Source organism: [Bacillus] enclensis (assembly GCF_001456935.1).
Lineage (GTDB): Bacteria > Bacillota > Bacilli > Bacillales > Bacillaceae_B > Rossellomorea > Rossellomorea enclensis.
In genome coordinates this window covers 181419-194880 of the sequence record NZ_KQ758482.1, presented here as the reverse complement: position 1 = coordinate 194880, position 13462 = coordinate 181419, and the positions used below count along the sequence as shown (strand labels likewise).

The window sequence follows — 13462 nt, the reverse complement described above, 5'->3', positions numbered from 1 at the left end:
TGGTTTTGTACTAATCTTAAAGGAAGGTGAACAGAGATATGTTTTCACTGTCATTAAAAGAAATTCGCTTTTACAAGATGAGGTATTTACTGATCGGGTTCATCCTGTTTTTCGTTGCCTCCCTCGTTTTTATCATAAGCGGCCTTGCAGGCGGTCTCTCATCAGACAATGCCTCATCCATACAGAACATGGATGTTCATGCGTTCTATCTGGATAAAGGGGCGGAAGGGCGGATCGACCGGTCACGGATTGACGTTTCGTCTAATACTTTTTCTCCCGGAATTGAGCCATTGAACCTCCAAATGCGTTCATTAGAAAAAGAAGGCACGGATCAGACGGTCGATATCACCGTCATGGCCGTCCAACCCGACGGCTTTCTGATGCCAAACGTGACGGATGGAGAAAGCTTTAAATCTGGAGATGCCAGCGTCACGGCCGATATCACCCTTCAAAAAGAGGGGATAGAAATCGGGGACAGGCTCTATGACGAACAGTTTGACAAAGTATTTACCGTTGCCGGATTCACGGAGCAGCAAACGTTCAGCCATACACCCGCTGTGTTCATGAACATCGATCTGTGGAATGACTTGGTCCCGGAGAATCAAAAGAATAAAGTGAATGCACTTGTCATGGTAGAAGATAATCAAAAGCTGAGGGAAATCGTGAAATCGGAGGTCGAAGGCGGTAACTGGGTATCCAAGGATGAGGTAATCGGGGGCATCCCCGGCTACCAGGCAGAGCAAAGCTCGCTTTATATGATGCTTGCGTTTCTGATCGTGATCGCTGTATTTGTCCTGGCGGCGTTCTTCTTTATCATGACAATCCAAAAAATGAATGAGTTTGGTGTGTTGAAGGCCATCGGGGCAAAGAACGGATTCTTGATCGGTTCCACTCTCTTTCAGGTACTGATCCTTTCGCTCGTCAGCATCGGAACGTCAGTCGGGTTCACCGCCTTACTTCCAAATCTGCTTCCAGAGGACATCCCTTTTGTCTTCGATATTAACCTTATATTGAAATTTTCAGGGGTGCTGCTGATCGTTTCGCTTGCAGGTGCACTTGTATCTGCAGCCAATATTGTAAAAGCGGACCCGCTGACTGCCATGGGGAGGGCTCAATAATGAATACCTGGCCACTTGAACTGAAAGAAATCAGAAAGACCTTCAAGGACGGCGAAAAGATGGTCGATGTCCTTCATTCTCTTTCTTTTAAAGCTGAGAGAGGCAAGCTGACCGCGGTACTCGGACCGTCGGGATCAGGGAAAAGCACGTTCCTGTCGATTGCAGGCGCACTGTTATCCCCCGATGAAGGGGAGATGCTTGTAAACGGCCATGACATCGCTTCACTTTCCGATAAACAAAAGTCTGAAGTGAGACTTCATTCAATCGGCTATATTTTTCAATCCTCCAATCTTGTTCCGTATCTTAAAGTGATAGAGCAGCTCAAACTGCCTGCAGAGCTCGCGGGTAAGTGGAATGGAGACACAAAGAGGAGGGCGGAAGAACTTTTAAAGTCAGTGGGTCTTGAGAACCGGGCCGATCATTACTCTTATCAGCTGTCCGGAGGAGAGAAGCAGAGGGTAGCAATTGCCCGCGCCTTCATGAATGACGCCGACATCATCCTGGCCGATGAGCCGACCGCCAGTCTTGATTCAGGCCGGAGCATCGACATCATCAAGCTCATTTCAAAGATTGTGAAAGAAAAACAGAAAGCCGCCGTCATGGTCACCCACGATGAAACCATCCTTCATCTATGTGACAATATATATGAAATGAACGACGGCAGGCTTGAAAAAAGAAAGTGAACCAAAAGCTGGGCAGGCGAATACTCCTGTCCAGCTTTTTCTATGGAGTTATGCATTTTCCGTGCAGTTTATAATAGCCGTCCAGTGGTACAGAATAATAAAACATCCTGTTCAGCCCATTTTGATAAAAAGAAAACAAAATGGTTGACTAAAAACGATTACAGTTGTAAACTCTAAATATAAGTTGATTACAAATGTAAACGATATAGGAGGTGTTGTCATTTGCCCAATGAAGAAAAACCGGAAATCACGGATTCTGAATGGGAAGTCATGAGGGTCGTGTGGGCCCTTGAAGAAGTGACCAGCAAGGAAATCAGCCATGTCCTGCAGGAAAAGATGGACTGGAAGCCTGCGACGACCAAGACTTTCATCGGGCGTCTCGTCAAAAAAGGGATGCTGCAAACCGAAAAGTCAGGCAACCGGTTCATCTACACAGCCGCGGTCAGCGAAGAAGACAGTCTCAATACCCTGAAAGCAGGGCTGTTCCATCACATCTGCAGCCGTGCAGTAGGGAAGACGATAGCCGATCTGATCGGAGACGCAACACTCAGCCATGACGACATCGCCATGATAGAAGAAGTCCTGCAAAATAAGAAAAAAGACGCCGTCGACCAAGTCGTCTGCAACTGCGTCCCCGGCCAGTGCACCTGCAAAAAAGACCACGGCATGAACTGCCGGCATTAAGGTAGTATCTACTGCAAAACGTCAGTATACCCGGCATGATTTGGCTTATGACATGTGTCTCTAGGCCATGTAGTTGGACAGTTCCCCTCTTTGACGAGGAGGCTCACGGGCCGCCCGCGGAAAGCGTAGTCTTCCACTGAAATCAATAACGGTATTAATGGAAAAATATTAAATATAACTTAAGGAGTGTTCAAACATGGAAAAAACATTATTAAACGTATCAGGTATGACATGCGGAAACTGCGTGAAGAAAGTAGAAACCACACTAAACGGACTCGACGGAGTGGAAAAAGCTAAAGTAGACCTTGAAAATGCATCTGCAAAAGTGAAATACGACGAAACGAAACAATCCCCTGAAAGCCTGAGCAAAGCCGTGACGGAAGCGGGATATGAAACAGAACCGAAAAAATAACAAAGGTGGTCTTGCACGATGACGGAAAAAACATTAAGCATCGAAGGGATGACATGTGCGTCGTGTTCACAGACGGTGGAAAAAGCAACCGGGAAATTGAGTGGTGTCCAGGAAGCGAACGTGAACCTGGCCACCGAAAAACTGAGGATCACGTATGATGAAAATGAAATTACCCTTGATCAAATAAAGCAAGCCGTTGACGAGGCGGGTTACAAAGCCATCTCGGAAATGGAAAAGAAAACATTTTCCGTATCTGGCATGACCTGCGCTTCCTGTGTACAGTCGGTAGAAAAAGCGGCAAATAAGTTAGAGGGTGTGAAACATTCAAGCGTCAATCTGACGACCGAAAAATTGGTCGTTGAATATGATCCGTCAGTCGTAACCGCTGCCGACATCAAAAAAGCGGTATCCGAAGTGGGATATGAAGCGCAGGAAGATGTGGAGACAGAGGATAAAGCCGATCAAGACAGGGATAAGAAAGAACGGCATATCAAGCATATGTGGAAACGCTTCTGGATCTCGGCTGTCTTCACGATCCCGCTCCTGCTCGTCTCAATGGGACATATGCTCGGGATGCCGCTGCCGGATGCCATCGATCCGATGACCAACCCGACAGGATTTGCGCTTATTCAGCTCGTCCTGACGATTCCGGTGATGGTGATGGGAAAACCATTCTTCACAGTCGGATTCAAAACACTGATCAAGCGCCATCCGAATATGGATTCCCTGGTTGCCCTCGGAACCGGTGCGGCCTTTGTATACAGCTTCATTGCGTCCATTTTCATCTTATCGGGAAATGAGAGCTACGCGCAGGATCTTTATTATGAATCGGCTGCGGTCATCCTGACGTTGATAACGTTAGGGAAGTATTTCGAAGCACTGTCAAAAGGAAAAACGTCTGAAGCGATCAAGAAGCTGATGGGGCTGGCCCCTAAAACAGCGACGGTCATCAGGGACGGCATGGAAACCGAAATTTCAATTGAAGAGGTGGAAGTCGGCGACATCATCATCGTCAAGCCAGGGGAAAAGCTTCCTGTGGACGGTGTGGTAGTGGAAGGGAAGACGTCGGTGGATGAGTCGATGCTGACAGGGGAAAGCATCCCTGTGGAAAAAGAAGCAGGATCAGCAGTGATCGGCGCAAGCATCAATAAAAACGGTTCGATCCGCTATGAAGCGACCAAGGTCGGGAAAGACACAGCCCTTTCTCAAATCATCAAACTGGTCGAAGATGCACAGGGATCAAAAGCACCGATTGCAAAGATGGCCGATATCATTTCCGGCTATTTCGTGCCGATCGTCATCGGTCTTGCCATCGTGACGGGGCTTGCCTGGTTCATCGGCGGTGAAACCGGTCTCTTCGCCTTTACGATTGCCATCTCCATTCTCGTCATTGCCTGTCCATGCGCCCTTGGACTCGCCACTCCGACCGCCATCATGGTCGGAACGGGGAAAGGTGCCGAAAATGGCGTGCTTATCAAAAGCGGGGGGGCACTCGAGTCCACCCACAAAATCAATACGATTGTGTTTGATAAAACCGGTACGATTACAGAAGGGAAGCCTGTCGTGACGGATATCGTGACGGCCGGGGACATCGTGGAGGAAGAACTCCTGACCCTTGCCGCTTCGGCTGAAAAAGGATCTGAGCATCCGCTGGGTGAAGCAATCGTCAGGGCTGCAGAGGAAAAAGGGTTGTCTTTACTTAAAACGGATTTCTTTGATGCTGTCACAGGCCAGGGGCTTGAGGTGACAGTAGACGGGAAAGACCTGCTACTCGGAAACCGGAAGCTCATGGATGAAAATAATGTGGATCTCGGTGATCTCAATGAAACGTCCGACCGCCTTGCAGCCGAAGGGAAAACCCCGATGTATATTGCAGTGGAAGAAGAAATCGCCGGTATCATCGCTGTCGCTGACACGGTCAAGGAATCGAGCTTCAAGGCCATTGAAAAGCTTCATAAAATGGGTATCGAAGTCGCCATGATCACGGGTGACAACAAGCGGACGGCTCAGGCCATCGCGGAACAGGTCGGAATCGACCGGGTGCTGAGCGAAGTCCTTCCCGAAGACAAAGCGAATGAAGTCAAAAAATTGCAGGAAGAAGGACGGAAAGTCGCCATGGTCGGTGACGGCATCAACGATGCACCCGCCCTTGCGCAGGCAGACATCGGGATTGCCATCGGTTCCGGTACGGACGTTGCCATGGAATCAGCCGATATCGTCCTGATGAGGAGCGACCTGATGGACGTACCGACCTCCGTTGAACTGAGCAAAGCAACAATAAGGAACATCAAACAGAATCTTTTCTGGGCATTTGCCTATAACATTCTTGGGATTCCGGTTGCGATGGGTGTGCTTTACCTATTCGGAGGCCCCTTATTGAATCCGATGATCGCAGGGGCTGCCATGAGCTTCAGTTCTGTATCCGTGTTGCTCAATGCCCTGCGACTGAAAGGATTCAAACCATCACGCGTTTGAGGAGTGAAACTTTAATATGAATCAGGAATTAATGATTGAACTCTACACACGTCCGACCTGCTCCGACTGTCAGGCTGCCAAAGAGTACCTGTCGGAGCAGCATATCGAATACAATCACAAAGATGTTGGGGCGGATGAATCACTCGAAGCAGAGATGAAAGAAACATTCGGCTCACGGATTGTCCCGGCATTTGCCTTTTACAAGAAAGGCCTGCTTGGTAAGAAAAAGCTGGTGAAGAGTTTGATTGGATTTGAGCAAAATCGAGAAGAGATTGAAGAGTTATTGGGTATGAAAAAAGAATGAAGGTTTGCCTCCAGCCAGCGGGTTGGAGGCTCTTCTTTTTTTGGAAAATAAAATTCTTCCACGATTACCCAGTCTCACCTCAGATAACCCTTCCATCTTTGGTACAATATAAATACATAAAAGTCGAAGGTAAGGAGGGGCATTCATGCAAAAGATCATGAAAATCATATATGAGATGTTCATGCTCCTCCTTGTGATGGTGACAATCATCAACTTGTGGCAGGAAGACAATCATAATTCGCTTTTGAACTGGCTTGTGTGGGGGATTTTTTTCGCCGATTTTGTGGTGAGGCTGCTAAAGGCCGAGAAGAAGTGGGAGTTCCTGAAGGAAAATCCCTTCCTGGTCATAGCGATTCTTCCATTCGATCAGTTTTTCCAGATGGCGAGGATTGTGAGGGTCATCTACTTGTTCAGGTTGAAGACCATTACAAAATATTATATTTCTCCTTATGTTGAAAAACTTACATATCAATCGTGGACGCTCCTCATCTCCATTTTGCTTGGCTTCCTGCTTGCGGAATCATTTATCATTTTTTTTATAGAAGAAACAGTGAGCAGTTTTTATGATGGGATCGTTGTGGTATTCGGACATCTGGTTTATATGGGAAGCACGATCGTCAATCTTCAGAGCGGGGTGTCCATGTGGTTATTGACCGTTACGGCGATCATCGGGATTTCACTTCAGGGGCTTGCACTGCAGTGGGGCATGACCAAACTTGAAGGGGTTTATAAAGGACTGATTAACAGCAGGCAATCAAAATAATTGTTGCAGACGGAACTTGGTAAAAAGGGAATTCGACTCTTTTTTCCTTTTTTTTGAAACTTTCTTCATGTGTAGCCGTATATACAGGTAGACTGAATTATACAAGAGGAGGATATCATGAAGAAATTACTGGGACTGGGTTCAGCAATATTTTTGGCGGTTGGCTTGACGGCGTGCGGGACGACAACGAGCGGGAAAGATGTGGAAGACATCATCAATTCATCGATTGCAGCGTCGGAGAAGCTTGAAAGTTTTCATGTGAAAATGGAGATGGAGCAGGATATCATCCCGGCTGCTGAAGATGCTGAAAAAGTGACGCAGGAGTCGACAATCGAAATGGATTATGTCACAGAGCCGCTCGGGCTGTATCAGACGACAGAAATGACGATGATGGGAATGCCGATTGAAGCGGAAACCTATTTTACCGAAGAAGGAATGTATACGAAGGATTCGATGAGTAACCAGTGGCAGGCCGCGCCTAAGGAAATGTCTGACTCAATTGTCCAGATGAGCAAGGATCAAGCGGATGCGACTGAGCAGCTCAAGCAAATGAAGGAATACATCAAAGATGTTAAAGTGGATGAGAAAGATGATCGCTATGTCATCTCATTCTCTGCTTCCGGGGAAGAGTATCAGAATCTTGTAGAGGAACAGGTCGAGGCCACGATGCCTGAAGGTTTGATGCCGAAGGAGATGCTGGAAGGCTTGAAAGTAAACAAATTGGACTATACCTATGAAATTGACAAAAAAACCTATCACCCTTTGAATTTCACAGTGAACATGGATTTCGATATGGAGATTGAAGGGGAGAAGGTGCAATCTGTCCAGAAGATGACGGGAAGCTATTCCAAGTTCAATGAGATCGAGGACATCACGATTCCGGCAGAAGTAAAAGAGAATGTCGTGGAAATGGATGAAGCAGCTTTGCAGGGTGAATAAGAGTAAAGAGCGTGTGGCCTGGACCGCACGCTTTTTTTAATAGAAATGTTTCGATTTCGAGAGTTGTAAATTGTTAAATTTAAATTTACTTAGTACGATAGTCTTACGATTAGCAGAATGTATCTTAACTCACGGTTGAAAATACATATGATGCTTGATTCCAGAAAAGAGGATGAGGATGAACAGTACACTTACAGAAATCGAAGAAAGAAATCAGGGATTTGGGGCAGTACAGGTAATGGACGCGATTAAAGGGTCGCTTGCGATGATTCAATTCGACCCGGAAGGAAATGTGCTGTGGGCGAATGAGAATTTTGCGGGCACGGTCGGATATAGAGCAGCAGAGATGCCCGGCATGAGGCACAGGGCATTCTGTACACCTGAATTTGCCGAAAGCCGCGCGTATCAGGAGTTATGGAGGAACCTGCGGAACGGTAGAAGTTTTCAGGAGAAGATCCAGCGTGTGACAAAGCGCGGTGACCTTATCTGGCTTGAAGCCACCTATACGCCAGTCAAAGATGAGCGCGGGAGGGTCGTGGGGGTGGTAAAAGTGGCAACGGATATCACAGAACGGGAAAACACGGCTGTGAAGGTGGCATCTCAATTGCAGAAGATGTCTGAAGAACTCAGTGGTAAAGCGGAGGACGGCATCCGTCGAAGTGAAGAAGCGGCAAAAGCGATTGGAAGACTCGTCGAAGAGTCGAAGGAAAATCTCGAAATCATGGCATCTCTTAAATCACAGGCAAAATCGATTGAAAGCATTGTGAAAACGATAAGGGAAATCGCAGCCCAGACGAATCTTTTGGCATTGAATGCAGCCATCGAAGCGGCCCGCGCAGGTGAACATGGCAGAGGCTTCAATGTTGTGGCGGGTGAAGTAAGGAAGCTTGCTACCCGCGTCCAGGATTCGATCGGCGAAGTCAACGCCCGCATCGAAGGGATCACCTCTGAAATCAACAAGGTGAGTGAAGGGACGATCCGCTCACAGGCAGGAATCTCAAACAATCAGGACCTCAACGAACAGGCGGTCGCCGCATTCAAAGAGATCGGCCATGCAGCCCGTCAGCTCGATCTGCAGGCAAGGGATTTTAAAGAGATCCTATAATAAAATGAAGGCCCGTCCCGCATCGCTTTAAAGCAGTGCGGGACGGGCCTTTGCCATGTCGCGGACCATCATCCTTTGACAGATTTCCGTTCGATCAGTTCCGTCGTCAGTTTGTAATTGTGGTCGACTTTTTCCTTCGACAGTACCTGGAAGATCAAGTGTACTGCCAGGGCGCCGGCTTCGTATTTAGGCTGGCGCATCGTTGTCAGCGGAGGAGAGACATATTCTGAAAGCTGGATATCGTCGAATCCGATGATTGATATGTCATCAGGGACAGAGATTTTCTTTTCATTCAATGCCTGAAGTCCGCCGATGGCCATTTCATCATTGGCGAAGAAGATGGCCTGGGGGACATCCTTTTGGGCGATGAGCATCTTCGTCGCCTGATAGCCGCCTTCCCTCGTAAAGCCTCCAGACACTTTCCATTTGGAACGATAATCGATTCCATGCTTTTCAAGTGCGGCCTGATAACCTTTGAAACGGAGTTCGTTGTCATGCGAGTTATAAGGTCCGCTTACAAAGGCAATGTCCCGGCTGCCTTTTTCTATCAGGTGTTCAGTCGCCATGAATGCCCCGTGTTCATTGTCAACCTCGATCTGGACGACATGATCATTTTGCACACTCCGGTCGAGGACGACAATCGGGAAGCCTTCCCGGGCTGACTCAAGAATGGTGTTGTCATCGATATTATGAGCAAGGATGATCACGCCATCCACACGCTTTTCACGCAGGAATTTCACAGCGGTGGACTGTGCCCCGCCGATCGAACTGCAGGCGATCAAATCGTATCCGTTCGTCGACGCAACATCCTGGACGCCTTTGATCAGTTCGGAGTAGTAGGGCCCTGACAGGTCGCTGAGGATCAGAGCGATCGTGTTTGTGCTTGTCCTTTTCAAATCGGAAGCGAGTCCGTTTTTTTGGTAATTCAATTCTTTTGCTGCGGCCAATACTTTCTGCCGGGTTTCTTCGCTGACCTTCGTGCTGTTGTTGAGCGCGTAGGAAGCGGTGGAGACCGCGACCCCGGAAAGCTTGGCTACATCTTTTATGGTGGCCATGTTGTTCACTTCCTTTTAACATAGGGCTTGTCAGTTCATTGTCTGGTATATGTCTTATTATACAATTATTGGTATGGATTGTAAGCGGTTTAGTGTTTTATGAGATAGACGATTGCTTCATATGGACGTAAAGTTTTCAATCCGGAAGGCCGTCCGGATGCCCCTTCACAGTTGTTTATCACGATTTCGCAGCTGGTGCCGTCTAATTGTTCCGGCAGTGACAGCTCCGGTTCGTTTCCATAAAAGTTCGCGACGACAACCAGTGTCTCATTTCCGAGCTTTCTCTTATAGGCGAAAATTTCAGGGTGTTCAACCAGGATCGGATCGTACCCGCCGTACACGATGATGTCGTGCTCTTTCCTTAATCGGATCAGCTTTCTATAGTAATGGAAGATGGAGTCCTCATCTTTCAGTGCATCTTCCGCGTTGATTTCCTTATGGTTTGCATTCACTTCAAGCCAAGGTGTCCCGGTCGTGAAGCCGCCGTGATGACTGCGGTCCCACTGGAACGGGGTGCGGGCATTATCCCTTCCTTTTACATGGATGGATTTCATGACCTCTTTATGCGGGATGCCTTCCGAAATTTTTTCATTATATAAATTAATCGTCTCAATATCGCGGTAGTCCCGGATATCATCAAAAACGATATTCGTCATCCCGATTTCCTCACCTTGATAAACATAGGGTGTGCCCTGCATCATATGAAGGATGGTGGCAAGCATCTTCGCCGATTCCACCCGGTACTCTCTGTCGTTGCCCCATCTGGAAACGATCCTCGGCTGATCATGATTATTCCAGTACAGGCTGTTCCATCCCTGCCCGTGAAGTTCAGTCTGCCATTTACCCAGTGTTTGTTTCAAGTCCCGCAGATTAAGCGGCTTTAGCGCCCACTTTCCTTTTCCATCCACTTCATCAAGCGACATATGCTGAAAAGTGAACACCATATCAAGCTCATTCCGTCCTTCTCCCGTGTAAAGCTTTGCCGTCTCAGGCGTGGCAGAAGGAGTTTCACCGACAGTGACGGTCGGATAGTTCGAGAGGACCTCCCGATTCATTTCCTGCAGGTAATCATGCAGCTTCGGTCCGTCTGTCAAAACGTTGTGATCGATTTCCTTCCCAATCAAATCGATCACATCCATACGGAACCCGCTCACTCCTTTATCGAGCCAGAAATTCATCATATTATAGAGATGTTCCCTGACTTCCTTGTTATGAAGGTTCAAGTCAGGCTGTTTCCTGCTGAAAAGATGGAAGTAGTACTCGCCGGTCTCTTCATCATATTCCCATGCAGGACCGCTGAAAACAGAGGTGATGCCGCTCGGCGGACCGCCGCTGCCATCCCTCCATACATAATAATCACGATACGGATTATCCTTTGATTTCCGGGATTCGATGAACCATGGGTGTTCATCAGAAGTATGGTTGATGACAAGATCCATCATGATATGGATATCCCGCTTGCGTGCCTCTTGAATTAGTTTCTCCATGTCATCCATCGTACCGAAATCACTCATGATCTCATAATAATCGCTGATATCATATCCGTTATCGTCATTCGGCGATTGATACACCGGGCTAAGCCAGATGATATCAATCCCGAGAAAAGCAAGATAATCGAGTTTTTCAATAATACCGGGAATATCCCCGATCCCGTCGCCATTATGGTCATTAAAACTGCGCGGGTATATTTGATACACCGTCGAGCGGTGCCACCATTTTTTCTCCATGGCTGCCTCCTTGAATGTGTTGGTTGCCGGGATGCTGGGTGAGGGGATAGGGTGTCTGGGGTGTGCGGTCCATTGTTTTTGGTGCCAGGAACAATATGTTTGATTTGTGCCTGGCCCCGGCGAGTTCGAGCCAGGCTCAAACAGCCGGAATTGAGCCTGGCTCAAAACCCCCAAAATGAGCAAGGCTCAAAATACACCAAAAGGTGCCAGGCTCATTTCACCGAAACGAAGCCCGCCACCATCCGAAAAAGGATTGTACCAGGTACAAATCCGAGCTGGTGTACCTGGTACAACCAACCCCCACTGTACCAGGTACACCCCTAAAACAACCTCACAAACCCCCAACAAATCAACTACTTAATCCCCGACATCGTAAATCCTTCCACGATATATTTCTGGAAGAACGAGAAGATGATGATGATCGGTACCACCATGAATGCCGCGCCGGCCATCTGCAGGCCGAAGTTGTTGGCGTACTGGCCCTGTAAAAGCGAAAGTCCGACTGACAGGGTATAAAGGCTTTCATCATTGGCGATGATCAGCGGCCAGAGGAAGCTGTTCCATGCCCCGATGAAGGTCAGGATCCCCTGTACGGCGAAGATTGGTTTGGCAATCGGCACGATCAGGCGGAAAAAGATGTAGAGTTCTCCTGCGCCATCAAGGCGGGCAGCCTCGATCAGGTCGGTCGGGATCGTCGTCATGAACTGCCTGAACAGGAAGATGCTGAAGGCGGCTGCAAGTCCCGGCAGCACGATCCCTGTCATCGTATTGGTCAGACCCATTTCATTCAGGATCAGGTAAACGGGAATCATCGTTACCTGTGCAGGGATCATCATCGTTGCCAGCACGATGTAGAAGATTTTTTCCCTGCCTTTGAATTGGTATTTCGCAAAACCGTAACCGGCCATGGCGTTGAAGAACAGGCCGACAAAGGAGAAGAGCACGATGATCAATGTGTTTCTCAAGTAGACGCCGAAGTTCATGCTTTCGAACAGATTGGCGTAGTTTTCGAGCGTTGGATTTTCAGGAATGAGCGTAGGCGGTATTTGAAGCACTTCGCTTTCCGGCTTGAATGAGCTTGAGATCATCCAGATGAACGGGACGGATACAATGATTCCGCCGAGGATCAGGAGGATGATGACAAAAAGCCGTTCCATTTTAAATGTTTTCATAGTTTCAACCCCGATACTGTGTATTTACAATCTTAGTATTCTGTATCAGATTTTCTAATCTTAAATTGAACCAAGGTAATGATGATGATGAACACGAACAGAATGAATGAGCCTGCTGCCGCGTATCCGAATTCACTGAACTGGAAGCCCCGCTGGTAAATGAATAGTGCCATTGAGATCGTCCCGTCAAGCGGTCCGCCGTTTGTCATGACGAACGGTTCTTCGAAGAACTGAAGCCATCCGATGAGTGTCGTGACGGTGACGAAGAACGTAGCGTACCTCAGTAATGGAATGGTCACGTTCCAAAGCACCTGCCAGCGGTTGGCCCCGTCCATTTCGGCCGCTTCATAGTAAGATTTCGGTATCCCCTGGAGTGCCGCGAGGAAGATGATCATATTGATCCCGATCCCTTTCCATACAGCTAAAACAATCAACGATAGCTTGGCGATCGTTGGCTCTCCTAACCATGGGATTTTCTCGACATCCAAAAGAGATAATAAGTAGTTGAAAAGTCCGTACTCGGTGTTGTAAAGGAAGCCCCAGATAACCGCCACAGCGATGATGTTCGTGATCGAAGGCATATAATAGACCCCGCGGAAAACCGTGAACAGCTTGCTTGTCCCGTAATTAAGAAGAAGGGCGATCCCTAAAGAGAATACAATGACAAGAGGGACCCCGATGATGACATAGAAAAATGTGTTGTAAATCGATTTATGAAAGAGTTCGTCTGAAATCAATGCAGAGTAGTTTTCCAGGCCGACAAAGTGTACATTCGACCAGTTGGCAAGCCCGGCAAGATCCAGGTCGGTAAAGCTGATCAAGAAGGCCACTATGATCGGAACGATGCTGAAAACAGCCAATATGATGACTGCAGGAGCAATAAACACGTATGGATGCTTATTTGTTCTGATATTTTTTAATCCATTGCTCATGATATCCCACCTAACCAAAACACCGCAGAAGGTTTATTTTAAAAATGGAGTTCAGGCAATCCCAGTGGGGATATGCCTGTAACTCCAACTATC

Annotated in this window: 13 protein-coding genes; 9 read left to right on the top strand and 4 right to left on the bottom strand. The window is 47.7% G+C overall.

Annotated features, from left to right (window positions below; genetic code table 11):
• Positions 1 to 38 precede the first annotated feature (38 nt).
• The 9 genes from AS034_RS00865 to AS034_RS23260 all read left to right on the top strand — a co-directional run bounded on the left by AS034_RS00865 (position 39) and on the right by AS034_RS23260 (position 8483).
• A complete protein-coding gene (locus tag AS034_RS00865) occupies positions 39 to 1118 on the top strand; it encodes an ABC transporter permease (protein ID WP_058297112.1) in 1080 nt (359 codons plus the stop codon).
• Complete coding sequence (locus AS034_RS00860; protein ID WP_058297111.1) at positions 1118 to 1801, top strand: ABC transporter ATP-binding protein; 684 nt, start codon at positions 1118 to 1120, stop codon at positions 1799 to 1801. Before AS034_RS00865 ends, AS034_RS00860 begins: the two co-directional genes overlap by 1 nt.
• A 222-nt stretch (positions 1802 to 2023) precedes the next feature.
• Positions 2024 to 2485: a CopY/TcrY family copper transport repressor gene (locus AS034_RS00855; RefSeq protein ID WP_032086173.1), complete on the top strand. Its 462-nt coding sequence runs from the start codon at positions 2024 to 2026 to the stop codon at positions 2483 to 2485.
• 196 nt (positions 2486 to 2681) lie between these two features.
• Positions 2682 to 2897, top strand: coding sequence for a heavy-metal-associated domain-containing protein (locus AS034_RS00850; RefSeq protein ID WP_058297110.1), 216 nt, complete (start codon positions 2682 to 2684; stop codon positions 2895 to 2897).
• Positions 2898 to 2915: 18 nt separating this feature from the next.
• Positions 2916 to 5372, top strand: a complete 2457-nt coding sequence (locus AS034_RS00845; protein WP_058297109.1) for a heavy metal translocating P-type ATPase — start codon at positions 2916 to 2918, stop codon at positions 5370 to 5372.
• A gap of 16 nt (positions 5373 to 5388) precedes the next feature.
• Positions 5389 to 5676, top strand: coding sequence for a glutaredoxin family protein (locus AS034_RS00840; RefSeq protein WP_058297108.1), 288 nt, complete (start codon positions 5389 to 5391; stop codon positions 5674 to 5676).
• A 145-nt stretch (positions 5677 to 5821) separates the two neighbouring features.
• The gene (locus tag AS034_RS00835) at positions 5822 to 6439 is read left to right on the top strand and encodes a hypothetical protein (RefSeq protein ID WP_058297107.1); all 618 of its coding nucleotides are present in this window, start codon (positions 5822 to 5824) and stop codon (positions 6437 to 6439) included.
• Positions 6440 to 6556: 117 nt separating this feature from the next.
• Positions 6557 to 7378 carry a DUF6612 family protein gene (locus AS034_RS00830; RefSeq protein ID WP_058297106.1) on the top strand — a complete coding sequence of 274 codons (822 nt, stop codon included), beginning with the start codon at positions 6557 to 6559 and terminating at the stop codon, positions 7376 to 7378.
• Positions 7379 to 7556: 178 nt separating this feature from the next.
• Positions 7557 to 8483 (top strand): methyl-accepting chemotaxis protein, encoded by a 927-nt coding sequence (locus tag AS034_RS23260; RefSeq protein WP_058297105.1) that lies wholly within the window; start codon positions 7557 to 7559, stop codon positions 8481 to 8483.
• 68 nt (positions 8484 to 8551) lie between these two features.
• On the opposite strand, the gene AS034_RS00820 is transcribed toward AS034_RS23260, so the two are convergent.
• From AS034_RS00820 to AS034_RS00805, 4 genes are all read right to left on the bottom strand, one after another.
• Entirely contained in the window at positions 8552 to 9538 is a 987-nt protein-coding gene (locus tag AS034_RS00820) for a LacI family DNA-binding transcriptional regulator (protein ID WP_032086180.1), read from the bottom strand.
• Between the two features lie 89 nt (positions 9539 to 9627).
• The gene (locus AS034_RS00815; protein ID WP_058297104.1) at positions 9628 to 11265 is read right to left on the bottom strand and encodes a glycoside hydrolase family 13 protein; all 1638 of its coding nucleotides are present in this window, start codon (positions 11263 to 11265) and stop codon (positions 9628 to 9630) included.
• A gap of 353 nt (positions 11266 to 11618) precedes the next feature.
• Positions 11619 to 12437 carry a carbohydrate ABC transporter permease gene (locus tag AS034_RS00810; RefSeq protein WP_058297103.1) on the bottom strand — a complete coding sequence of 273 codons (819 nt, stop codon included), beginning with the start codon at positions 12435 to 12437 and terminating at the stop codon, positions 11619 to 11621.
• Positions 12438 to 12469: 32 nt separating this feature from the next.
• The gene (locus AS034_RS00805; RefSeq protein WP_058297102.1) at positions 12470 to 13369 is read right to left on the bottom strand and encodes a carbohydrate ABC transporter permease; all 900 of its coding nucleotides are present in this window, start codon (positions 13367 to 13369) and stop codon (positions 12470 to 12472) included.
• Between the last annotated feature and the right edge of the window lie 93 nt (positions 13370 to 13462).

Bases quoted from the DNA above. Each gene is read 5' to 3' on its own strand.
- AS034_RS00865 (WP_058297112.1), top strand. From the start codon at position 39: ATGTTTTCACTGTCATTAAAAGAAATTCGCTTTTACAAGATGAGGTAT.
- AS034_RS00860 (WP_058297111.1), top strand. From the start codon at position 1,118: ATGAATACCTGGCCACTTGAACTGAAAGAAATCAGAAAGACCTTCAAG.
- AS034_RS00850 (WP_058297110.1), top strand. From the start codon at position 2,682: ATGGAAAAAACATTATTAAACGTATCAGGTATGACATGCGGAAACTGC.
- AS034_RS00845 (WP_058297109.1), top strand. From the start codon at position 2,916: ATGACGGAAAAAACATTAAGCATCGAAGGGATGACATGTGCGTCGTGT.
- AS034_RS00840 (WP_058297108.1), top strand. From the start codon at position 5,389: ATGAATCAGGAATTAATGATTGAACTCTACACACGTCCGACCTGCTCC.
- AS034_RS00835 (WP_058297107.1), top strand. From the start codon at position 5,822: ATGCAAAAGATCATGAAAATCATATATGAGATGTTCATGCTCCTCCTT.
- AS034_RS00830 (WP_058297106.1), top strand. From the start codon at position 6,557: ATGAAGAAATTACTGGGACTGGGTTCAGCAATATTTTTGGCGGTTGGC.
- AS034_RS23260 (WP_058297105.1), top strand. From the start codon at position 7,557: ATGAACAGTACACTTACAGAAATCGAAGAAAGAAATCAGGGATTTGGG.
- AS034_RS00820 (WP_032086180.1), bottom strand. From the start codon at position 9,538: ATGGCCACCATAAAAGATGTAGCCAAGCTTTCCGGGGTCGCGGTCTCC.
- AS034_RS00815 (WP_058297104.1), bottom strand. From the start codon at position 11,265: ATGGAGAAAAAATGGTGGCACCGCTCGACGGTGTATCAAATATACCCG.
- AS034_RS00810 (WP_058297103.1), bottom strand. From the start codon at position 12,437: ATGAAAACATTTAAAATGGAACGGCTTTTTGTCATCATCCTCCTGATC.
- AS034_RS00805 (WP_058297102.1), bottom strand. From the start codon at position 13,369: ATGAGCAATGGATTAAAAAATATCAGAACAAATAAGCATCCATACGTG.